We start from the raw sequence: 21,057 nt of genomic DNA on the forward strand, positions 1-21,057 counted from the left end.
CTCTGCTCGGAGCGCTACGCATGGGATTACGATTCCTGTCCTGCTGCCTGATGATGGCATCGCTGGCGCCCAGCCTGCTGGCGGCGGCCGAACCGGCTGGCTGCCCTAAGGTGGTGCTGTCCGCCGATCCCGACTACCCGCCCCTGCACTGGTACGACGGCAAGGAGCTGCGCGGTCCCAGCATTGAACTGGCCACCCGCATTCTCAGCGACCTGCAAATCCCCTACGAAGTGCGCTACGTCGGCCCGTGGAAACGGGTGCTGGCCAATGCCGCCGCCGGCAAAATCGATCTGGTCGCCACCCTGAAAATCCAACCCGAGCGCGAGCGTTACCTGGAGTTCGTGCGCACGCCGGCGTTTCCCAATCCAGTGGCGGTGTTCGTCGATCGCGAACGCGCCTTCATCTTCAACAGCTGGGGCGACCTGGCCCAGCACCGTGGTGGCATCTCGCTCGGCAATACCTTCGGCGCGGAGTTCGCGCAGTACGCCGCCAGCCATTTGCAACTGGAAGAAGCCGGCACCGCCGATACCAATTTTCGCAAGCTGGGCCTGGGCCGGATTGATTATTTCGTGGTCGGCCTGTTCACCGGCGAAAGCTATCTAACGCGCCACAAACTCGGCACCCGCTTCATGGCGATGCGCCCCTTCCTGACGGAAGACAAAAATTATTTTGCCTTCACCAAGGCCAGTCCCTGCGCCAAATACCACGATGCCTTCGAGGCCAGGCTTAAAGAGCTGGTGGCCAACAAGACCAATATCGCCATGCTGGGCGCCAGTCTGCAAGGCTTCGACATCAAGCTCGATAGCACAACCTTGAGCCGCAAGTAATTACGCCAGCGTCAGGCTGGCTACAATCGGCGCATGGTCGGACAGCTTGGCCCACAGGCTGCCATGCATCACCTCTGCCGTTTCGACCTTGAAACCGCGCACGTAGATGCGATCAAGGCGGAAGAACGGCAGGCCAGCCGGGAAGGTGCGCGCCGGCGCCATGCCGCTGTTGCGGCGCAGCTTGCGCAGGATGTCATCCAGTGCCGAATTGCCGCCGAGTTCATCGAAGGCTTCCACCACGCCCAGCGCATTGCGCAATTCTTCGCTGAGGGTGTTGCGCCAGTCGTTGAAATCGCCGGCGATGACCACCGGCTCGCCATTGGGCGCGGACTCGCGCACGGCCGCGATCAGCGCTTGCGTCTGGCGCCGGCGGCTGCCCTCGAACAGGCCCAGATGGACCACATAACAATGCACCGGCCCGCTCGGCGTGTGCAGCACACAGTGCAGGATGCCGCGCTGTTCGTAGGCGTGATCGGAGACATCGTGGTTGGCCTGGTTGGCGATGGGGAAAGCGCTCAGCAGCGCGTTGCCATGGTGGCCGTGGTCATAAATTGCGTTCATGCCGTAGGCCGCGTGCAGGTGGCGCGACTCGCCGGCGAAAAACTCATGCTGCGCCGCAGCAGGCCAATGCTTGTGGCCGAGCTGCTCAGCGCCGTACTTGGCGGCTTTAAGGTCGTGCTTGCCCTGCACCTCTTGCAAAAAAACCACATCGGCATCGAACATGCCGATGGCCTGTTTCAGCGCCAGCACGCGCGGCTCGGCGCGGATGGCGGAAACGCCCTTGTGGATGTTGTAGGTAGCGACACGGAGTTTCATGAGGGCTATTTTAATCCCGAGACCGCCAATGCGGTGTGCGGCCTCGCACGTAAGCGCGGCTTATCCCAACATGACGCCGTGACCGCTGGCATGGCTGACGCCGACGATTTCCGCATGGGTAGCGCTGACCATTTGAGAGACGGTGCTGTACACCGTGCTTTCGTAGGTCAGCAGGCTGGTGCTCTGCGTCACCACATCAAGCATGGCGCGCGCAGTCGCCGCCGCCGCGAAACCGGAGTAGCCGGCGATCTCGGCCGGCTGGTCCAGCAGTGCGGTGAAATTGGCCGCCACCGTCACCCGGTTGGCCACCAGCGCGGCGTCGATCTTGCCCTGGTCGGAGGTGTTGGCCTCGGCGCCGCCGACGATGTTCATCGCCGCCAGGCTGCGCGGCACGCCGCCGCTGTCCAGCGCGTTGACCCAGAAGTTCAGGCCATCGCCTTCAGGCGGCGTGCGGCCCAGCAGGTGGACGAAAATGGAGACCACAAAATCATGATTGCTGGTGCCCTTGTACAGCACCGCCGATTCCTCGCTGTTGCCGAAACTGTCGACCAGCTGCTTAACGGCGGTATTGGTCTGGTAGGCCACCACGATGCCATCGGCGGTAGTGGGCGCGCCGGCCGCGCTGAGCTGGGCCACCATATTGGCCAGGCCGTTGGCGTCGGCCGGCCGGCCAAAGTAGGCCACATAGAACTTCTGTGCCAGTTGCACATACTGCGCCTGCGTCGGGTCCTCGGCCAAGCTGTTGACGTTAAGCGCCATCGTGCCGTCGGCAAACGCCAGGCGCTCGATACTGGTCAGGGTATCCTTCTGCGCTGGATTGCTGTTCAGCGTGACGGTGTAGCCGGTGCTGGTGGCGGCAATACTGTAGGCGCTGAAATTGCCGGTGTAGACCGCAGTGTCGATGCCACCGCCGCCATCCAGCACATTGCTGCCGCCATTGCCCTGCAGGTGGTTGGCGACGCCGTTGCCGAGCAGCGTATCGTTGCCGCTGCCGCCGATGGCGTTTTCAATCACCACGCCAAACGCGATACCGAGGTCGTTGGTGCCGTCGTAGGTGCCGACCGGCGGCGGGGTCGAGCCCCAGTCAATATCGGTGCGCACATCCGACGGGATGTGGATGGACGAATAATGGCCGGGCGTCAGGTCGATCACGCAGCCATTGCTGAAATTGGCCACCGAGATGGTGTCGTTGCCGCCCGCATCCCAGATGGTGCGCAGGAACGGCGTGTGCGGATCGAAGGTATAGGTGTTGTTGCCGCTGTTGTAGCTGGTGTTGACGCCGTACAGGTACTGGATGGCGGCGATGTCGTACACCATCGGCGTATCTGGCACGATGTAGTACGCCTCCCAGGAATAGCCATGCCCGGTGTCGGTGATGCTGACGTACTTACTGTTGGGCGCATCGTCGTAGGCCATGATCGAGTACTGGCGGTTGGCGTGCGCCATGTCCACTGTGCCATCCTCGAACGGGTGCTTGAGGCCAAGCGCATGGCCCAGTTCATGGATCAGCGACATGTAATTGTACGAACCCGACGCCCAGTCGGTACTGGTCACCGCCGTGCTGATCCAGACATCACCGCCGGACGGGTAATAACTATCCGGGAACGAAGCCCAGCCCCAGGCCGCGCCGCCGTCGCTGACGCTATTCGAGGCCGAGGTAAAGGCCAGACGGATATCGCCCACCGAGGTGGGGGTGTCCTGCACCTGCTGCGGCGTGATATTGGCGACATTGGCCCAGGCTTGCAGCGCACTTTGCGCCGCCGTCTGCTGGACCGCATTCAGGCCGTAATGCTGGGCCGCATTGGCTTCGTCGAGATCCGAGTAGACGCCGCCGGGACCAGTGTACACGGCGTTGCTGCTGGTGGTCCACGGGAAGCTATAGGAGATGGAGACGCCGGTGCCGGCCGCACCACCCCACTTGGTGCCGCCCAGCAGCGCGTCTATGGTCTGCTGGCCAGTATTGCTGACGTCGCTGGCATGGCTGGTGGTGCTGGGACTAGGCATATCAAAACTCCATCAAAAACAATCAGGCTGACTTCATCGCTGATGATACTCGTATCCTGGTTGACTGCATTCAATAAATCTTTGGCTGCTGCCACCCTAAAAGCGGGTGTAGCCATGCCCTTTTGAGCGAAAGCCAATGTAGCTGGTGAAACGAAACATTACCAGAAAAGTAATTATCAATCCATTAAATAGCAGAAAGCTGCGCCGGCAGCTGGAGGATGGCTTCGGCGTTGGAGGAAGAGAAGCATTTGTCTGCCGCTTCCAGGTGCGGCAGCCAGGCGTGGTTGAGGTGCTCGCGCGGGCTCAGGGTGATGGCGATGTCGCGCGGAACTTCGACGCTGAAGACGTGCTCGGTGTTTTCCGTCACGCCCGGCGCGTAGCGATGACGCCACACCGGATAGATGGTGTAGATATTGGACAAATGCCAGTCGCGCAGCACGATGTGCTCGCCATCGGCAACGATGCCGGTTTCTTCGAACAGCTCGCGGGCGGCGGTTTGCAGCAAGGGCTCGTCGACCGCGTCCAGCGAGCCGGTCACCGACTGCCAGAAGCCTGGCTTGTCGGCACGCTCGATCAGCAGCACTTGCAGGTCGGCGGTATGGATCACCACCAGCACCGATTCAGGAATCTTGTAAGGCTTCATAGGCATAAAAAAAGGGCGCCGAAGCGCCCTTTTACGATATTACTTAGCCAGCTACTTTTGGCTCGGCTGCACGCAGACGGATGTGCAGTTCTTTCAGCTGCTTCTCGTCCACTTCCGACGGCGCGTGGGTGAGCAGATCCTGGGCACGCTGGGTTTTCGGGAAGGCGATCACGTCACGGATCGAATCGGACTTGGTCATCAGGGTCACGATACGGTCCAGGCCGAATGCCAGGCCACCGTGCGGAGGCGCGCCATATTGCAGCGCGTCCAGCAGGAAGCCGAACTTCAGGCGGGCTTCGTCAGCGTCGATCTTCAGCGCGCGGAACACTTTCGACTGCACTTCTTCGCGGTGGATACGGATCGAACCGCCGCCCAGTTCCCAGCCGTTCAGCACCATGTCGTAGGCCTTGGCGATGCAGGCGCCCGGATTGGTTTCCAGCCAGTCTTCGTGGCCGTCTTTTGGCGCGGTGAACGGGTGGTGGGTCGCGGTCCAGCGGTCGCCTTCTTCGTCGTATTCGAACATCGGGAAGTCGATCACCCACAGCGGCGCCCAGACGTCGTCGAACAGGCCGGCGGCTTTGCCGAACTCCGAGTGGCCGATCTTCACGCGCAGCGCGCCGATGGCATCGTTCACTACCTTGGCTTTGTCTGCGCCGAAGAAGATCAGGTCGCCGTCTTCTGCGCCGGTCAGTTCCAGCACTTTGGCCAGGGCGGCGTCGTGCAGGTTTTTCACGATCGGCGACTGCAGGCCATCACGGCCTTTGGCTTTCTCGTTGACCTTGATGTAAGCCAGGCCCTTGGCGCCGTAAATGGCAACGAACTGGGTGTAGGCGTCGATTTCCGAACGCGGCATGTCGGCGCCCTTCGGTACGCGCAGGCCCACAACACGGCCGTTAGGCAGGTTGGCGGCGCCCGAGAATACTTTGAAGTCGACGTCTTTCATGACTTCGGTCAGTTCGGTGAACTGCAGCTTGACGCGCATGTCCGGCTTGTCCGAACCGTAGCTGCCCATGGCTTCGGCGAAGTCCATCACCGGGAAGGGGTTAGGCAGGTCAACGTCCATGGTGTTCTTGAACGTTTTGCGGATCATGTCTTCGAACAGATCGCGGATTTCCTGCTCGTTCAGGAACGAGGTTTCGCAGTCGATCTGGGTGAATTCCGGCTGACGGTCAGCGCGCAAGTCTTCGTCGCGGAAGCACTTGGTGATTTGGTAGTAACGGTCGAAGTTAGCCACCATCAGCAGCTGTTTGAACAGCTGTGGCGATTGCGGCAGCGCGAAGAAGCTACCGGCGTTGACACGTGATGGCACCAGATAGTCGCGCGCGCCTTCCGGGGTCGACTTGGTCAGCATCGGGGTTTCGATGTCGATGAAGCCCAGTTCGTCCAGGTACTTACGCACTTCCATCGTCACTTTGTAGCGCAGGCGCAGGTTGTTCTGCATCTGTGGACGACGCAGGTCCAGCACGCGGTGGGTCAGACGGGTGGTTTCCGACAGGTTGTCGTCATCCAGCTGGAACGGTACGGCCACCGAGGCGTTCAGCACTTCCAGTTCCGAGCAGACCACTTCGATCTTGCCCGATTTCAGGTTGTTGTTGACGGTGCCGGCCAGACGGTCTTTCACCACACCGGTCACGCGCAGGCAGAACTCGTTACGCACGGCTTCGGCGACTTTGAACACTTCCGCCTGTTCCGGATTGCACACCACCTGCACCAGGCCTTCGCGGTCGCGCAGGTCGATGAAGATCACGCCACCGTGGTCGCGGCGACGATGCACCCAGCCGCACAGGCTGACGGTTTGGCCAAGCAGCGCTTCAGTGGTGAGGCCGCAGTAGTGAGTACGCATTGAGGACATGTTTATTTCTCGGTTCAGGTTAGGTTACTCAGTTAATCTTGCTTAGTTCAGCTTTGCTTCGTCGACGATGATGGCTTTGGGCGCATCTTCCGGCGCCACCACACCCATCGACACAATGTACTTCAGGGCCGCATCGACCGACATGTCGAGCTCGACCACATCCTTTTTCGCCATCATCAGGAAAAAGCCCGAGGTTGGATTTGGCGTGGTCGGGATATATACGCTGACGTAATCACCGACCAGGTGGTTCTTCACATCCCCGCCCGGCGTGCCGGTCAGGAAGGCGATGGTCCACGAATTCTGGTGCGGATACGGGATCAGCACCGCTTTGCGGAAGGCATTGCCGGACGACGAGAACAGCGTGTCCGACACTTGCTTGACGCTTGAATACAGCGAGCTGACCACCGGAATCCGGGTCAGCAGTTTTTCCCACAGCTTGACCACGTAATTGCCGACCAGGTTGTTGGTCAGCAGGCCGGTCAGGAACACGATGACGATGGTCAGCAAAGTGCCCAGGCCGGGAATGTCAAAACCGATCAGGGTCCGTGGCTGCCAGCGCTCCGGCACAAACAGCAGCGACTGGTCCATGGTGCTGATCACCAGGTTCAGCACCCAGGCGGTAATCGCCAGCGGCACCAGGATCAGCAGGCCGGTAATGAAGTATTTACGCATCGAAGTCCTTGGTGGTGGATGGATCGCTTCAGTTGTCGCTGGAGCCGCCCGACGGGGTTGGCGTCGGCGTCGGCGTCGCTGCAGGGGCCGCCTCCGTCTTGGCCGGCCCGGTGGCCGTGCCAGTGGCTGGCGGCGTGCCGCCACGGAAATCGGTCACATACCAGCCCGAGCCTTTAAGCTGGAACCCGGCGGCGGTCAGCTGCTTCTTAAACGACTCCTTGCCACATTCCGGGCAAACAGTCAGCTGCGGGTCAGACATCTTCTGCAAGACGTCCTTGGCAAAACCGCATGACTCGCAGCGATACGCGTAGATCGGCATTACTTACTCCGCAAAAATCATCAAAACCCTGAATTATAAAGCTTTTTGCACCGCGCTAGCCTGTTTCCTGCGACCAAGGCGTCGCAGTAATCGATTTCATTGAGAAAATCTATTCGCACATTGTTCACGGGCATGATTTAATACTATCCAACAAGCGCAGATTTCCCAATCCCTGAATCGCCGCCTCGTTAGCTGTCCCCGAACGACGACGCTCCAACTCTTTGATTCTTAGGGAAAAATCATGAAGAAATATCTGTATGCAGGACTCTTGACCGCTTGCCTCGCCGCCCCGGCATTTGCTGCCGCGAACAAACTTGTCCCACAATCACCAGAAGAACCGTTGCACCGCCGCGCCGTTTTCCTGTGCATGGTGGTAGTCGTAGGTTTAGAGGCCTACAAGCGCCGACCGCGCCTGCCGCGCCGCGACTTGCCAACCTATCACGATTAACCAACACTTAGCGGGGTTGCCATGAAACGGCTTACTTCCCTCGTTCTCCTGTCTGCTGCGCTGGGCGCCGGTCCAGCATCGGCCATGCGGGCCCACGATATTGTCGATGCCGGCCAGCGCGGCAAAATCACGCTGGCGTCGGAACTGCCACCGGCGGCGGTCATCGTGCCGCAGGCGCTGGATGCCCGTGCCGCCCCGGCCGCCGGCGACGAAGCACAATTGCCGACGCCGGAACAACAAGCCAAGGCCAGCGCGGAAACGCCAGTGGTTAGTGCCGTGCCGGAGCCGTCCGGTCTGACCATGCTGGCTTGCGGCGCGCTATTGCTGCTGTTCGCGCCCTACGGCCGTGACGATGACGACAAAATCATGCCGGAACTGACCGAGCGCCCCGACTCCAGCCTATAACCGGCGCCACACCATCCAGCGCTCCTTGCCCGCAAACACCGGGATCGAGTCGCCGACCGCGTCATCCACGATGCAGGCAAAATCAGCTTGCAGCAGGCTGTCCAGCTGCGCGCGGCTGATGCCGAACGGCGGCCCTTTCGGCGCATCGTCAAAGAAGAAAAATCCTGCCAGCAGCGCTCCCGGCGCCAGCAGCTGCGCCCAGCGCGCCGCCACCTGCGGCCACATGGCGCGCGGCATGGCGCACAAAAACGCCCGTTCATAGATCAGTTGCAGCGGCGCGGCCGGCTGCCAGTGAAAGAAGTCCGCCTCCACCACACGCGCAGCATGCGGGCCGGCGGCCGCCTTCCCCTGCGCCACGGCGGCGGGGGAAAAGTCGATGGCGGTGGCGTTCCAGCCCAGTTCGGCCAGCAAGGCCAGTTCGTAGGCCGAACCGCAGCCGGGTATCAGTGTGACCAGCGGCCCGTTGGCGGCAGCGAAATCGCGCAAGGCTTGCGGCACGCCGCCCTTGTCCCACGGCGTAAAATTGCGCTCGAAGCGCTCATCCCAGAACGCGGGCGAGCTGGGATCGCGTTGCTGGAAATCGGTCACGGATGCCAGCGCAGGTAGCACTGGAAGCCGGCCACGCCCAGCGCAAACGCGCCGGCAAAGTAGATGACCAGACTCAGCAGGCGATTGGTGCGCTGCTGTTCGTTGATCAGCACCTTGATCAGCTCGGTGTTATCGGACGGCTTCTCAGCGTGCCGCTCCAAGGCCTGATGCACCAGGCGCGGCAGTTGCGGGAACAAATGGGCGTAGCGCGGCGCTTCAGCTTTCAGGCGCTGCATGAAGCCCTTCACGCCGACCTGCTCGGCCATCCAGTTTTCCAGATAGGGCTTGGCGGTCTTCCACAGGTCGAGGTCGGGATCAAGCTGGCGGCCCAGGCCTTCGATATTCAGCAGCGTCTTCTGCAGCAGCACCAATTGCGGCTGCACTTCGACGTTGAAGCGGCGCGAAGTCTGGAACAGGCGCAGCAGGATCTGGCCGAACGAGATGTCTTTCAGCGGACGGTCGAAGATCGGCTCGCAGCAGGCGCGCACCGCCGATTCCAGCTCATCGACGCGGGTTTCTTTCGGCGCCCAGCCGGACTCGATGTGGGCCTCGGCCACGCGCTTGTAGTCGCGGCGGAAAAAGGCCAGGAAGTTCTGCGACAAGTAGTCCTTGTCGAAATCGTTGAGCGTGCCGACGATGCCGAAGTCCAGCGCGATGTAGCGGCCAAAGGTCTCCGGCTCGACCGACACCAGGATATTCCCTGGGTGCATATCAGCATGGAAGAAGCCATCGCGGAACACCTGCGTGAAGAAGATTTCCACGCCATCGCTGGACAACTTTTTCAAGTCCACGCCAGCCTGCTCCAGGCGATCGATCTGCGATACCGGAATGCCGTGCATGCGTTCCATCACGATCACGCTGGACGAGCAGTAATCCCAGTGCATTTCAGGCACCAGCAGCAGGTGCGAATCGGCGAAGTTGCGGCGCAGCTGGCTGGCGTTGGCGGCCTCGCGCATCAGGTCCAGTTCGTCGTGCAGGTATTTGTCGAATTCGGCAACCACCTCTTTCGGTTTCAGGCGCTTGCTGTCGGCCCACAAATTGCCGATCCATTCGGCCGCGACGTGCATCAGCGCGACGTCGTCATCGATGGATTTCTTCATGCCAGGGCGCAGCACTTTGACGGCGACCTGGCGGCCATCGCGCAAGGTGGCAAAGTGCACCTGCGCGATCGAGGCCGAGGCTACCGGCGTGCGCTCAAAGGTGGCAAACAATTCGTCCGGATGCGCACCCAGCGATTTGCGGATTTGTTTGATGGCCAGCTCAGTATCGAACGGCGGCACGCGGTCCTGCAGGCGCGCCAGCTCTTCCACCAGATCGCCCGGAATCAGGTCGCGCCGGGTCGACAGCACCTGGCCGAATTTGACGAAGATCGGGCCCAGCTCTTCCAACGCCATGCGCAGGCGCTCGCCGCGCGGCGCGGACAGGTCGCGCCAGAAAAATACCGTGTCAATCAGCTTGGCGATGCGCGGTTTCTTCAAACCGGAGATGGCAATTTCATCGAGGCCGTAGCGCACCGAGACCCGCAGGATTTTCAGCAGGCGCAAGAATTTCAGCATTATTGGGATCCCAGTTTCTGTTCCAGCTTTTGTTCCAACTTCACGAGGCGCTTGGCAGCGCGCTCAACGTCGTCGCGCAGGCGCGTGACTTCGGCCGAGTAAGCTTCCACCGTTTGCGGCCGCACCAGCACCTGCTTCTCATCGAGCAGGAATTCGGCGACGTTTTCGGCCAGTTTCTGATGGCCGGTTTTGATGGCCTCAAAAACTGACTTGGCGCCCGACACGGCGCGCACAGCAGCAATCAGGCCGATCACTTTTTCAAGGTCGTGCTCAGCTTCCCAGCGCAGCGTTTTGCTGAGGCTGGAAATGGCGTTGGCGAATTCAGCGTCGCCTTCAATCTGCACGTAGGAGAAGGCGCGTTCGCGGTTTTGTGCGATCAGCGGCAGGTCCGACAGTTTGACGCGGATGGTGACGCGCGCTGCTTCCTCAGCCGGCGCGGCTTCCAGATAGCCATCGGCCGTCACGCGCAGGCGCAGCGCGACCGAGCCGGCGTCGATGCAGGCGATCTTGCCGGCGTGGCGCAGCAACTCCTGGCGCGCCCACGGTTCCTGCGCCAGCAAGTGATTGATGGCGGCGCTGGCCGGCGCCGCGGAGAAACTGCCTGGATTGAATGAAATCATATTCCTGTCGCTCAAAACAAAACCGCCCGATGACGGGCGGCCTTGATCTTACCAGCTTTGCTTGCTTGGCATGGTTACGCCAGTTGCTGGATACCCGCCAGCAGCCAGCCGCTGGAACCGTTGACCGGCTTGACCAGGTTCCACACTTCATGGAACGGCTCGGCCAGTGCGTCTGGCGCCGGCTTGATCATGCCGGTGAACTTGACGCTCGCCAGGTAATCGCTGTCGCTGGTTTCAATGCCCAGCAGCGCGGCGTCGATTTCGACCACGTCGGTGAAGTCGGCTACGGTGCGCTCGCTGATCTGCATCTTCATCTCGGCAAACACTTCCGGCGTGGTGAATTCGCGGATATCGGCCACATCGCCCTTGTCCCAAGCGGCTTGCAGACGGATGAAGTTACTCTTGGCTACGCGCAGGAAGCTGGACTGCTCGAAGTCAGCCGGCACGCCCCACTGGGTGTGCGCTGCTGGCGCCGGAGCCGGAGCTGCGGCAGGCTGCAGGCCCGAACCGATTTCCGGCGTCACCGAAACTGGCGAAGATTGCGGCATCGAGTACACATTGTTGCCACCGAACGCAGCTGGCTGTGCCGCAGGCTGCGATTTGCCACGGATCAGACGAATGATGAAGAACACCACACCAGCCAGCAGCACCAGCATCAGGATCGAGCCCAGTGCGCTAGCCAGCGCGCCGCCCATGCCGAAGTGCGAGAACAGTGCGCCCAGGCCAAGGCCCAGCAGCGCGCCGCCGAGGATGCCCTTCCACATGCTAGGCTTTTTCGGTGCGGCAGCCGGCGGCATCGGCGCAGGAGCCGGTGCTGGCGCAGCCTGGCGCGGCGCCGGTTGCGGCGCTGGCTGAGCCGGCATGCGGCTGACGTTTTGCGACTGGCGGCCAAACGAACGGCCACCGCCGGCAGGACGCGCAATCGCCTCCGTTAACATCGACAGGGCGGAAACGGCGATTACTGCGCCGACCAGGATTTTCTTCAGGTTCATCGTCATTCCAGTCATTACATTTTGATACCGGTGTGCAAAGCGGCCACACCTGCCGTCAGGTTGTAGTACGTGACACGTTCCAGGCCCGCTTCTTCCATCATGGTTTTCAGCGTTTCCTGGTCCGGGTGCATGCGGATCGATTCGGCCAGATAGCGGTAGCTCTCGGCGTCGTTGGCGATCTTCTCGCCCATCCACGGCAAAATCTTGAACGAATAAATGTCGTACGGCTTTTGCAGCGGCGCCGCCACTTTCGAGAATTCCAGCACCAGCAGCTTGCCGCCCGGCTTCAGCACGCGGCGCATTTCTTTCAGCGCCTGGTCCTTGTGGGTCATGTTACGCAAGCCGAAAGCCACGCTGACGCGGTCGAAGTAGTTGTCCGGGAATGGCAGCTTTTCTGCATCACACAATAAGGTGGGGGTCAGCAGGCCGCGATTCAAGAGGCGGTCGCGGCCCACGCGCAGCATGGATTCGTTGATGTCGGTCAGCCAGACCTCGCCGGTCGGGCCAGCCTGCTTGGCAAACACCTTGGCCAGATCGCCCGTGCCGCCGGCGATGTCGAGGCACTTGAAGCCCGGACGTACGGCCGCGTTGGCGATGGTGAAAGTCTTCCACAAACGGTGCAGGCCAGCCGACATAACGTCGTTCATGATGTCGTACTTGGCGGCGACGGAGTGGAAAACCTTGGCAACCTCGCGGACTTTATCTTCTTCCGCGACAGTCTTGTAACCGAAGTGAGTGGTGTTGGTCATGATATGCAGGCCTGTTAATTTGCCAGCATTATACAAGACACTCTTTATAGTTCCTTAAGGTGTCGCCACTCGAGTCCCAACTGGGCGCGCTCGGGAAAACCCTTCCAGTTGCCTTCCAGGTAATCTTGCAGCGGCTGGGATTTGAGCTTGATTCCAAGGAAGGCCGTCACGAAGTGCTGATTGATGTTGTTGATGCGGCGGCTATCCCACACCGGCTCGGAGTAGGACTGGAAGTCGTCCGGGTTGCTCCAGTGGGCTGGCGATGGCGGATTGGGGGCCGAGTTGTGGCGGCCGCCGACGTAGGTCAACAGGTAGCGGTCAGCGTGGGTGGTTTTCTCGAACAGCTGCTTTACGCCATCCTGATAGCCGGCCACGTCATCCTGATCGCCAGAGATAAACAGCAGCGGCGTGCGTACGCTGGCCAGTCCGGCATCGTCCCATACGTGATGCGCACCGCCCCACGGTGCGAACGCCACCACGGCCTTGATGCGCGGGTCCCGTGCCGATTCGTATTGTGCGTTGCCCTGCTGGTTGACGGCCAGCTTACCGCCAGGGACGTAAGCCACCGCCGCCGCACTGATGCCTGCACCGACCGTGTTCAACGCGCCGTAGCCGCCCATCGAATAGCCGACTAGCGCGGTGTTGTCTGCATCGACCACGCCGGCGAGGAAGTTGCCGCTGCCGGGCTTGGCCCACGCGGCAACGGTGTTCAGCACGAACAAGTCGTCAAGGCGGCGATTCAGCAGTGTGCTGGGGAAGGCCGCCTTGTCGGCGCGCGTGGATTCGAGATGGTCGATGGCGACTACGACATAACCTTTCGATGCGAGGTTCTCGGTCAGGTAGGACATTTGCAGCCGCGAGCCAGGATAGCCATGCGAGACGATCACCAGCGGATAGCGGCCGCTCGTTGGCGCGGCGTCGCGGGCGGCGCGGCCATTGAACTGGAAAGGCGTATTGGGACGCTTCGGATCATTCGGGCCGGATCCCAGGACATCGGTATAAACAGTATGTTCTTTCTGGTCCGCCGCCAGTTTGGCTGGATACCACACCTCCAGCTTCAGCTTGCGGCTGTAGCGCGGATCTTGCTGCTCGGCGCTGTAGTGCAGGATATCGAATTGGTCCTTGTGCTCCACCACCAGCGTGCGCACGCCCACCTGCAACGTGCCACGCGCCGACAGCTCCGGCGCATCCGGACGCGTATCACCAAAATACTCCTGCGCGCCACCAACCTGCGCCACGGTCAACGCCGCAACCAATACCAACATCCTGCCTAACATACCTTCTCCTATAAGCCCAAGTGCTCGCGCAAGGTGCTGCCCGTGTACGACGTGCGGAACAAGCCACGACGCTGCAACTCAGGAATCACCAGCGCGAGGAAATCATCCAAACCGCCCGGCAGCGCTGGCGACATGAAGTTGAAACCATCCGCCGCGCCCTGCTCGAACCATTCCTGCATCTGATCCGCCACCTTCTCCGCCGTACCGACCACCGTGAAGTGACCACGGCCACCGGCGATGCGCTCATAGAGCTGGCGTATCGTCAAATTCTCGCCCTGCGCCAGATCGGTCAGCAATTGCTGGCGACTGCGCTGGCCGTCCTGCGTCGGCGGCAGTTCCGGCAGCGGGCCATCCAGCGGATAGCCCGACAAATCGAAGTTGCCGATCATGCGGCCCAACAGCGCCAGGCCGGCCTTTGGCTCTATCAGCGCTTGCAGTTGGGCGAATTTGGCATCCGCCTCCTCCTGCGTACGTCCAACCACCGCAAACAATCCGGGCATCACCTTCACCGATTCCGGCTTGCGGCCCTTCTCCACCACGCGCCGCTTGATATCGCTGTAGAAGGCCTGCGCCTTGGCCAGCGCAGGCTGCGCGGTGAATACCACTTCCGCCGTACCCGCCGCCAGATCGCGCCCGGTCTCAGAACCGCCGGCCTGCACCACCACCGGACGTCCCTGCGGACTGCGCGCCACATTCAACGGGCCAGCCACCGCGAAATGCTCACCGCGGTGATTCAGCTTGCGCAGCTTGGCCGGATCGTAAGGCAGCGCGCCGCTCTTCTCGACCTCCAGTGCATCGGGGTCCCAACTATTCCACAGTCCTGTGACAACTTGATGAAATTCGCGCGCCCGCGCGTAGCGGTCCGCATGCGCCACGTGCTGGTCGCGGCCGAAGTTGGCCGCTTCTGCGGCGTTGTCCGAGGTGACCAGGTTCCAACCTGCCCGCCCATCCGACAACAGATCCAGCGAGGCAAACTGCCGTGCCACCGTGTATGGCTCGTTGTAGGTCGTGGTGGCGGTGCCGATCAGGCCTATCCGCTCGGTCGACGCAGCCAACGCCGACAGCAAAGTCAGAGGCTCCAGCGACGGCGCACCAGTCAGCGCCACGCTATCGGCAAAGAACACCGCATCCAGACACGCACGTTCCGCACTACGCACCTGATCGCGAAACACCTTGAAAGGATTCGACAACAAGTCCGTCTCCGGATGCCGCCACGCCGCAACGTGGTGGCCATAACGCATCATGAATGCGGCGATACTCAACTGCTTCGGGTTTGATCCCATGCGTCAGAACTCCTTGCGTGCGGTGATACCGAAGTAGCGCTCATCATCACGCGGCACGGCGCGGGTGACGTAACCGGTCGAAGCGACCAGGTTGGTGGCGTAGGACTTGTTGGCCAGGTTCTTGCCCACCAGCGCAATACGCCAGCCAGCCACCGGCGACGACAGCGCAATGCCCGCATTGATTACGCCATATGCACCTTGAATCGCATCAGCCGACTGGAACAAGTCGAACTGGGTTTTGGCCTGCCAGCTGTAGTCGGCCGACAGGTCGACGATCAAGCCGTTCTGCAGCGGCAGCGCGTAGTTGGCGCGGGTGAAGGACTTCCACTTCGGCGAGAACGGCAGCGGCTTGCCATTCAGGTTGCACGACGCGGCAGCAGCCGGTGGGCAGTTGAAGTTGTCGATGGTGGCATCGGTGTAAGCCAGCGATGCGGTCAACGTCAGTTCGCGGGTTGGACGCGCATTCAGGTCCAGCTCCACACCTTTGGTCGATACATCACCCGCGTTGATCAGGCGCGTAACCACGGCGCCGGCTACGGTGTCGTAGAAGTTGGCCTGGTAGTTCTTGTACTTGGTGTTGAACACGGCCAGGTTGGCGGTCAGCTTGCGATCGAAGGCACTGGCTTTCAGGCCCAGTTCAAACGAATCCGAGGTCTCAGGCTTCAGCGCCAGCGTGTCGCGATTCAGCATGTTGAAGAACACGTTGTAGGCCGGGCCCTTGTAGCCGCGCGAGTAAGTGGCGTAAGTATTCACGTCCCGCGAGATGTCGTATTGCAGACCGACGCGGCCCGAGTAGCCGTCTTCGCTGGTGGAGCCGGTGTTTTGCACGGCAGGCTGCACGCCGGCGAAAGCCACGGTCTGCGTGGAAGTACGCGCATGGTCGTAGGACAGGTCATCCTTGGTCCAGCGTGCACCGGCGATGGCGCGCCACACTGGCGAGAAGTTCAGCGTGCTCTCGCCGAACAGCGAGTAGCTATCGCTCTTCACGCCGTAGTCCGCGCGGCCGGAGTTGATGGCTGCGCCGTTGTTGACGATGCGCTGGTAGGTTTCACGGTCCTTGCCGTGCAGGTAAAAGCCGCCCACCACGTACTCTGCAAACTCACCTTTTGGCGAGGCGAGGCGCAGTTCTTGCGACGCCTGACTGAAGTCCACCGTGCCGATGTCGCGCGTGGCCGGGAAAGCGGACGTGATGCGCGCTACTTCAGCCGCGTTACCGATGGCCGAGGTGCTGGTGTACTGGGTGTTGTCCCAATCGCGCACCGCAGTGATGGAGGTCAGCGTATAGCCATTAAAGCGGTAGTCGACTTGTGCCGACAGGCCTTTGTTCTTGTCGTGGATATCAGCCGGGATATCAGCGTTGACCTGGCGGTTTTCCGGGCCGGCCACCACCGGTGCGATGCCGGCGTTGAAGGCTGCCGCCGTCGATTTGTAGGCGGTGAAGGTCGGCGAGGAATTCGATCGCAGATAATCCGCGATCAACGCGATATCCAGATCCTTGGTCGGCGTGATATCGACGCGGGCGCGCACGCCTTTGCGATCGTAGCCATTCAGCTTACTGCCGCCGGCGTGCACATTGTCGACATTGCCGTTGAAGTCCGCAGACAAGCCGGTGATCGAAGCCGCCACCACGCCAGGCTGGATTGCGCCCGACACGCCGGCACGCACGCGCTTCTCGTTGCCTTCATAGTAAGCAGCGTCCACGAAGCCGCTGGTCTCTTGCGACGATTTGCGGCCAATCACATTCAACACGCCGGACGAAGCGTTCTTGCCAAACAGTGTGCCTTGCGGGCCGCGCAGGATTTCAATGTGCTCGATATCCAGCAGATCCAGCGTGGCCTGGCCGGGACGCGCATACACCACGCCGTCGATCACGGTCGACACAGTCGGCTCCACGCCGGGCGAGGTGGAGATGGTACCGATACCACGCACAAAGATGGTCGTATCCTTGTTACCGCCCTGCTGGCGGAAGGTCACGCTTGGCACTTCCTGCACGATGGTGTCGATGCTGGTACGGTTGGCCTGCGTCAGCGCCTCGCCATCCAGCACCGATACAGCGACTGGCACGGATTGCAGCGAAGCGTTGCGGCGCGTGGCGCTAACGGTCACGCTAGGCACGGAGGCGCTGTCATCGCGTTCCTTGATTGGCGTCGATTCTGCTTCTGCATAAGCGGTGTTTACCAGTAAAGCGCCGATGGTCAGCGCACCGAAAAATTTCACATTACTCTTCATTTCCTGATCCCTTGATTTGAAAGCGCTCCAAGCGCCGCATGCCTTTATACGGAAAACCTACTTTCATCATCGAAGAACCAGCTTAGTGTCCAGCAGGTCGTTCGCTACAATTCAGTGGTACCGGTACCCTTTTTTTAGTGTCGCGGCGGGCAGGTTTGAAGTCAAAGAATTAAAAAAACCTTCGATGTGTTTTTTCGGAATATGCGTAGATGAGCGAACCAACAGCACCACGAAAACGCCGGGGATCAGGCCGCGCCACCGTCCATGATGTAGCGCGGCTGGCAGGCGTCGGCTCGATTACAGTGTCGCGCTATTTCACTGAGCCGGGACGAGTTGCGGCCGAGCGTAGCGCACGCATTGCAGCGGCGGTAAAGGAGCTGGGCTATGTACCCAACCTCGCCGCCAGCGGCCTCGCTTCCGCACACGGACGTGTGGTGGGCATGGTGATTCCGAATATCTCTGGGCCGATTTTCGCCAACACCATCCAAACTTTTAGCGACACTTTGAACCGCCACGGCTACCAGCTGCTGCTGGCGTCCAGCTACTTCTCCGCGACGAAAGAAGAAAGCGCGGTGCGCGCCTTCCTCGGCTGGAAACCTGCGGCGCTGGCAGTGGTGGGCCGCTTCCACAATCGCGCCACCGAGAAGCTGCTGTCCACCGCCGGCATTCCCGTGGTGGAGACGTGGGACTACCAGCCGCGCCGCAAGCCGATACAGGTCGGCTATTCGAACAACGCCGTCGGCGAGCAGGCGGCGCGCTATTTGTACGCCAAGGGCTATCGCCGTATCGCCTTCGTGCAGAACAGCCTTGCCGGCGACTTGAGTGCGGTCGATCGCAGCGATGGCTATGAGGCGGTGATGCGCGAGCATGGCCTTGAGCCGCTGATCTACGTGCCGAAAGCGGAAGCGCCGTTCGACGCCGGCCGCGAGGCCGTTGAGTCGCTGGCGATCGCGCCTGCCAAACGTGCCAAGCCGGTGGAGGCCATCATCTTCGCTAACGACAACCTGGCGGCGGGTGGTCTGCTGGCTGGGCAGCGCGCGGGCTTAAAGATTCCGCAGCAGTGCGCTATGGTGGGCTTTGGCGACTACGCTTTTTCGCAACTGCTGCTGCCTAGCCTGACCACCATCCGTCCACCAGGACGCGAGATCGGCGAGATCGCCGCGCTGCGGATACTTGAACAACTGGGCGTGCTGCCCGCATCGACACAGGATACGCGTTTGAATCTGCTGGCCTGCGAATTGATAGAGCGCGAGAGCGCATAAGGAAGATGATGAAGAAATGGATTTGCTTGTTGCTGGCCGTGCCGCTGCTGTCGTCGGCCGCAGAAATCAAGATCGGCTTTCAAAAGAGCGCGGGCTTGCTCAGCATGATGAAGACGCAGGGCTTGTCGCTGCCGGGCCATCAGATCAAATGGATTGAATTCCCTGCCGGCCCGCAGATGCTGGAGGCGCTGAACGCGGGCAGCATCGATTTTGGCAGCACTGGTGCACCGCCGCCGGTGTTTGCGCAAGCGGGCGGCGTGGATTTGCTGTACGTCGGCGCGGAGCCGGCGCCGATCAGCAGTGAAGCGCTGTTCGTGCCTAAGGATTCGCCGATTCGCACCGTGGCGGATTTGAAAGGCAAGCGCGTGGCGTTCCAGAAGGGCTCCGGCTCGCACTTCCTGCTGGCGTCCGCATTGCAGAAAGCAGGCTTGAAGTTCAGCGATATCACGCCGGTCTACCTGTCGCCATCGGATGCGCGTGCTGCGTTTGTGGGTGGCGGAATTGACGCGTGGGTGGTGTGGGATCCCTACTTCGCCTCAGCGCAGAAGGCCTATCAGGTGCGCGTGCTGAGCGACTACACCGCACTGCCGCAAGCGAACGGCTTTTACCTAGCCTCGCGCAAATTCGCGGAGCAATCGCCGCAGCTGGTATCGGCTTTGCTGGAGCAGGTCAAGCTGACCGGTAAATGGGCCAGCGAGCATCAGAAAGAAGTGAGCACCCTGCTGACGCAGCAAACCGGCGTGCCAGCCGATATCGTCGCCACCTGGATGCAGCGCACCCGCTACGGCGCCACGCCAGTGACACCCGACATCGTCGCCAACCAGCAGCGCGTGGCCGACCTGTTCTATCAACAGAAACTGATCCCGAAAGCCGTCAACATCGCCAGCCGCGTGTGGACCTGGCAGCCCAAGTGAAGCACGATTGATCTACCTAAAAGCCCCGCTGGTTAAGCCGCCTACGCTGGCCAGCAGCTAACTCAGCTCTGGTGGCACACCCGCTGCGATCCCGCCACCACGTTCGTATCCGACTACGTCCATGACGAAATCACAAACGGAGATCCACTATGTGCCATGCGACGTCTACATTTCATTCAGCATCTGTTTCCCCTGCCTAGGCACCGAAAAGTTGAGAGCTCTCAGGAACTTTTAATTTGCGGCGGCGGTCTAACCGCCAATGCAAAGCAGCAAGCAAATCATATTGCTTGCGCAGCTTTCTATCATTACGATGTTTTATTAACTTGGGACTGCAACAATATAGCCAATACTCGAAAGCAGAGTCTGCTACGAATGCTAGTGAATGATAGCGAGCACCTGCTCCCCGAACTAGCAACGCCTTTTGGACTAATGGAGAATAGCTATGAAACTCTTTGGCGTAGAAATTCCCAGCGATATCGAAATACCCGAAGTAGATCCGGTAAGCAAGGCGGAGATAGATGAGATGCACGCGTCGACCATTCGTGAGCGCGAGGAAAGTGAGCGACGTCGTAAGGATCCCCGTTTCGCTTGGTTCTTCGCAAATATGAAGACAGCGCCGCTTCCGCCGGACGCCGATAAACCATACAAATTCGACGTGAAAAAACTGCGTCTGCTATCGCCGTGGGCCCGGGCGCGGACTCTGTACGGATGGCGCGACCACCTGACGGATTAGTGCTTGCAGCCGCCGCTGCCACAACCGCCGCCGTGCTGGTGCGTGGATGGGCCGGTCAGGGAGACACCGGTTTCGCGGCCGCTGTCGCCTTCGAAGCCAGAGGCGTGCAGGCGATCCATATAGGTCGCCCACAGCGCATCTTTCTGGCTGCCCAGCTTGTACAGGTATTCCCACGTGAAGATACCGGTATTGTGGCCGTCGCTGAAGGTCGGCTGCACGGCGTAATTGCCCACCGGCTCAATGCCGGCAATGCCGACTTCACGTTTGCCGACTTGCAGCACTTCCTGCCCCGGACCATGCCCCATCACCTCCGCCGACGGCGAATACACGCGCAGCAATTCAAATGGAATCGAAAACGACGCACCGTCGTTGAACTCAACGTCCAGCACGCGGGATTTGTTGTGTACCGTCAGGCCGGTAGGGACAGGTTTGCTGCTCATAATGCTTTCACTTTCTCGACGATGGCTGCGTGCAGTGCCGGCAGCAGCGCTCGTCGCGCCGCCAGCACTTCCGCCGACGATGCACGCTGTGCCACAGCCCAGGTCGGGTTGGGGAAATGCGCATCGTCGCGGTAACGCGGGATAACGTGCCAATGCACGTGCGGCGTCATATTACCAAAACTCGCGAGATTGATTTTTTCCGGCGCCATCACCTCGCGCTGCGCGGACTCGACAGCCCACACCACGTCCATCACGCGCACCCGGTCGGCCACCGGCAAATCGGTCATCTCTTTCACGTGGCCATTCCACACCACGCGCGTGAAGCCCGGATACTCGGCTTCGTCCACAGCGACCACCGACAGCTGGTGATTGCCCCAGACTAATGAAGCCCCTGGTGCTGCAAGCAGGTTACACAGATCGCAGGCCAT

General features: G+C 60.9%; 22 protein-coding genes. 6 read left to right on the forward strand and 16 right to left on the reverse strand.

Annotated elements, in window-relative coordinates; all coding sequences use genetic code 11:
• Positions 1-20 precede the first annotated feature (20 nt).
• Entirely contained in the window at positions 21-827 is an 807-nt protein-coding gene (locus GTP46_RS00850; protein ID WP_161004756.1) for a substrate-binding periplasmic protein, read from the forward strand.
• Here GTP46_RS00850 and GTP46_RS00855 read toward each other — a convergent pair whose 3' ends face one another.
• The 6 genes from GTP46_RS00855 to GTP46_RS00880 all read right to left on the reverse strand — a co-directional run bounded on the left by GTP46_RS00855 (position 828) and on the right by GTP46_RS00880 (position 7,133).
• The gene (locus GTP46_RS00855; RefSeq protein WP_161004757.1) at positions 828-1,643 is read right to left on the reverse strand and encodes an endonuclease/exonuclease/phosphatase family protein; all 816 of its coding nucleotides are present in this window, start codon (positions 1,641-1,643) and stop codon (positions 828-830) included.
• A 60-nt stretch (positions 1,644-1,703) separates the two neighbouring features.
• The gene (locus tag GTP46_RS00860) at positions 1,704-3,647 is read right to left on the reverse strand and encodes a M10 family metallopeptidase C-terminal domain-containing protein (RefSeq protein WP_161004758.1); all 1,944 of its coding nucleotides are present in this window, start codon (positions 3,645-3,647) and stop codon (positions 1,704-1,706) included.
• A gap of 184 nt (positions 3,648-3,831) precedes the next feature.
• A complete protein-coding gene (gene nudB / locus GTP46_RS00865) occupies positions 3,832-4,290 on the reverse strand; it encodes a dihydroneopterin triphosphate diphosphatase (protein ID WP_161004994.1) in 459 nt (152 codons plus the stop codon).
• 43 nt (positions 4,291-4,333) lie between these two features.
• A complete protein-coding gene (gene aspS, locus GTP46_RS00870) occupies positions 4,334-6,142 on the reverse strand; it encodes an aspartate--tRNA ligase (protein WP_161004759.1) in 1,809 nt (602 codons plus the stop codon).
• A gap of 42 nt (positions 6,143-6,184) precedes the next feature.
• The gene (locus GTP46_RS00875) at positions 6,185-6,814 is read right to left on the reverse strand and encodes a DUF502 domain-containing protein (RefSeq protein WP_161004760.1); all 630 of its coding nucleotides are present in this window, start codon (positions 6,812-6,814) and stop codon (positions 6,185-6,187) included.
• A gap of 28 nt (positions 6,815-6,842) precedes the next feature.
• Positions 6,843-7,133: an FmdB family zinc ribbon protein gene (locus tag GTP46_RS00880; protein ID WP_161004761.1), complete on the reverse strand. Its 291-nt coding sequence runs from the start codon at positions 7,131-7,133 to the stop codon at positions 6,843-6,845.
• Positions 7,134-7,374: 241 nt separating this feature from the next.
• On the opposite strand from GTP46_RS00880, the gene GTP46_RS00885 reads away from it, so the two are divergent.
• The gene (locus GTP46_RS00885) at positions 7,375-7,581 is read left to right on the forward strand and encodes a hypothetical protein (protein ID WP_161004762.1); all 207 of its coding nucleotides are present in this window, start codon (positions 7,375-7,377) and stop codon (positions 7,579-7,581) included.
• A gap of 21 nt (positions 7,582-7,602) precedes the next feature.
• A complete protein-coding gene (locus tag GTP46_RS00890; RefSeq protein WP_161004763.1) occupies positions 7,603-7,986 on the forward strand; it encodes a hypothetical protein in 384 nt (127 codons plus the stop codon).
• Here GTP46_RS00890 and GTP46_RS00895 read toward each other — a convergent pair.
• The 8 genes from GTP46_RS00895 to GTP46_RS00930 form a co-directional block, all read right to left on the reverse strand.
• Positions 7,981-8,574: a methyltransferase domain-containing protein gene (locus tag GTP46_RS00895; RefSeq protein ID WP_161004764.1), complete on the reverse strand. Its 594-nt coding sequence runs from the start codon at positions 8,572-8,574 to the stop codon at positions 7,981-7,983. The two genes, GTP46_RS00890 and GTP46_RS00895, sit on opposite strands and share 6 nt — an antisense overlap.
• Positions 8,571-10,133 carry a ubiquinone biosynthesis regulatory protein kinase UbiB gene (gene ubiB, locus GTP46_RS00900; protein ID WP_161004995.1) on the reverse strand — a complete coding sequence of 521 codons (1,563 nt, stop codon included), beginning with the start codon at positions 10,131-10,133 and terminating at the stop codon, positions 8,571-8,573. Before ubiB ends, GTP46_RS00895 begins: the two co-directional genes overlap by 4 nt.
• Positions 10,130-10,750, reverse strand: a complete 621-nt coding sequence (locus GTP46_RS00905) for a ubiquinone biosynthesis accessory factor UbiJ (RefSeq protein ID WP_161004765.1) — start codon at positions 10,748-10,750, stop codon at positions 10,130-10,132. Before GTP46_RS00905 ends, ubiB begins: the two co-directional genes overlap by 4 nt.
• 74 nt (positions 10,751-10,824) lie before the next feature.
• Positions 10,825-11,742 (reverse strand): Tim44 domain-containing protein, encoded by a 918-nt coding sequence (locus GTP46_RS00910; RefSeq protein ID WP_161004766.1) that lies wholly within the window; start codon positions 11,740-11,742, stop codon positions 10,825-10,827.
• 14 nt (positions 11,743-11,756) lie between these two features.
• Positions 11,757-12,491 carry a bifunctional demethylmenaquinone methyltransferase/2-methoxy-6-polyprenyl-1,4-benzoquinol methylase UbiE gene (gene ubiE / locus GTP46_RS00915; protein WP_092279984.1) on the reverse strand — a complete coding sequence of 245 codons (735 nt, stop codon included), beginning with the start codon at positions 12,489-12,491 and terminating at the stop codon, positions 11,757-11,759.
• Positions 12,492-12,535: 44 nt separating this feature from the next.
• Entirely contained in the window at positions 12,536-13,768 is a 1,233-nt protein-coding gene (locus GTP46_RS00920) for an alpha/beta hydrolase family protein (protein WP_161004767.1), read from the reverse strand.
• 8 nt (positions 13,769-13,776) lie between these two features.
• Entirely contained in the window at positions 13,777-15,051 is a 1,275-nt protein-coding gene (locus GTP46_RS00925) for an LLM class flavin-dependent oxidoreductase (RefSeq protein ID WP_161004768.1), read from the reverse strand.
• A 3-nt stretch (positions 15,052-15,054) separates the two neighbouring features.
• Entirely contained in the window at positions 15,055-17,280 is a 2,226-nt protein-coding gene (locus GTP46_RS00930; protein WP_161004769.1) for a TonB-dependent receptor, read from the reverse strand.
• Positions 17,281-17,489: 209 nt separating this feature from the next.
• Between GTP46_RS00930 and GTP46_RS00935 the strand changes: the two genes are divergently transcribed.
• From GTP46_RS00935 to GTP46_RS00945, 3 genes are all read left to right on the forward strand, one after another.
• Entirely contained in the window at positions 17,490-18,542 is a 1,053-nt protein-coding gene (locus GTP46_RS00935) for a LacI family DNA-binding transcriptional regulator (RefSeq protein WP_161004770.1), read from the forward strand.
• A gap of 8 nt (positions 18,543-18,550) precedes the next feature.
• On the forward strand, positions 18,551-19,456 hold the full coding sequence (locus GTP46_RS00940; RefSeq protein ID WP_371869528.1) for a sulfonate ABC transporter substrate-binding protein: 906 nt from the start codon (positions 18,551-18,553) through the stop codon (positions 19,454-19,456).
• Between the two features lie 442 nt (positions 19,457-19,898).
• Positions 19,899-20,189, forward strand: a complete 291-nt coding sequence (locus GTP46_RS00945) for a hypothetical protein (protein ID WP_161004772.1) — start codon at positions 19,899-19,901, stop codon at positions 20,187-20,189.
• On the opposite strand, the gene GTP46_RS00950 is transcribed toward GTP46_RS00945, so the two are convergent.
• Positions 20,186-20,629, reverse strand: coding sequence for a gamma-butyrobetaine hydroxylase family protein (locus tag GTP46_RS00950; protein ID WP_161004773.1), 444 nt, complete (start codon positions 20,627-20,629; stop codon positions 20,186-20,188). The genes GTP46_RS00945 and GTP46_RS00950 overlap by 4 nt on opposite strands.
• Positions 20,626-21,057 carry an HIT family protein gene (locus tag GTP46_RS00955; RefSeq protein WP_161004774.1) on the reverse strand — a complete coding sequence of 144 codons (432 nt, stop codon included), beginning with the start codon at positions 21,055-21,057 and terminating at the stop codon, positions 20,626-20,628. Before GTP46_RS00955 ends, GTP46_RS00950 begins: the two co-directional genes overlap by 4 nt.

The organism is Duganella flavida (assembly GCF_009857445.1).
In the GTDB taxonomy this organism is placed as follows: Bacteria; Pseudomonadota; Gammaproteobacteria; order Burkholderiales; family Burkholderiaceae_D; genus Rugamonas; species Rugamonas flavida.